We start from the raw sequence: 1,116 nt of genomic DNA, 5'->3' as shown, positions 1-1,116 counted from the left end.
TGCCCAGCACCCACGGTGCTAAACATCAGATGTCACCTATTCCTGCATCAGCCCCTTCTTACGGGCAAAGGCCAGTGCTTTCTTCAGGATGGTGATCGAACGCTGAGCATTGGCCTTGCCCTTACCTGTGTCTGGATCCACCATCGACCAGAGAGCCTCTTCCAGCATGTATGGAGTGAGTTCCGCCAGCGTTCGTTCCCCCAGACGAGGAACCAAGGCTCGATCAATGACCTCGGCGTACTCTTCAAGCGTGTTCTCGCTAAGAGGCTTCTTACCGTGACGCTGAGGATGCTTCACTGTCGGGTACCAGCGGTCGATGAGTGTCTCAACGGTCAGCCGCTCCGCCTCTGCGGGACCTCGGTTCCACGAAGCACGGAGCTCACCCCACTTTCGCTTCAGGTTCGACTCAGCCTTGCCCTTGGTGCTGCCCGTGGCAGTGAGGATCTTCACCTCGTCACTGAGCAGCGGCTTGTACTGGAACCTCGCACGCCAGTGGCCTCGGCTCTCTTCGTGGTAGGTGTAAATCTTTCCGTGATCGCCACGCAGGATATGCATCTCGAACTGTTCCTCCTCGGCTCCTGTAGAGCCGCTCTGAATCAACGTCAGAGAGGGAGTGTCCGGATGGACTGGTGAAGCGGCAGAGGACGACTGCGGAGAACCGTACACTTTTCGTACACAACGCAGAAAAGCCCGGCACCAGAGAAACTGGTACCGGGCTAGATCCCTGCAATTTCAGGGTTCCACTGGTCGGGGTGACAGGATTTGAACCTACGACCTCCTCGTCCCGAACGAGGCGCGCTACCAAGCTGCGCTACACCCCGGGGCGTGATGAACGGCCTATTCGGCCGCTTTCACAAGTATCTAGTTTAGACCTGATAAGACATGAGGCACAAATCGAGCGAGAGTCGCCGCCATAGTCTTCGAGATGTCTTCTTCGCCGGTCTGGCCCAGAGAGAATCACACGCAGGCAGGGGAACCGCCTGCACATGAGAGATGGGGCAGAGCCTGCTTCCTATGATGTCGACTCTTCGTTGAATCGACGGAAGCGTGCTCTGCCCCATCTGTGTGGTGTTGTCCGGCGGTGTCCTACTCTCCCACACCCTTCCGGGTGCAGTA

At 57.6% G+C, this 1,116-nt stretch carries 1 protein-coding gene and 1 tRNA gene; both read right to left on the bottom strand.

The window, feature by feature from the left end:
• Positions 1 to 36: 36 nt before the first annotated feature.
• Positions 37 to 555, bottom strand: coding sequence for a hypothetical protein (locus tag RIL96_RS13270; RefSeq protein ID WP_310549487.1), 519 nt, complete (start codon positions 553 to 555; stop codon positions 37 to 39).
• A gap of 189 nt (positions 556 to 744) precedes the next feature.
• Positions 745 to 821 (bottom strand) — tRNA-Pro (locus RIL96_RS13265).
• Between the last annotated feature and the right edge of the window lie 295 nt (positions 822 to 1,116).

Source organism: Nesterenkonia aerolata (assembly GCF_031470965.1).
Classification (GTDB): domain Bacteria; phylum Actinomycetota; class Actinomycetes; order Actinomycetales; family Micrococcaceae; genus Nesterenkonia; species Nesterenkonia aerolata.
This window is presented reverse-complemented; position numbering and strand designations above follow the sequence as displayed.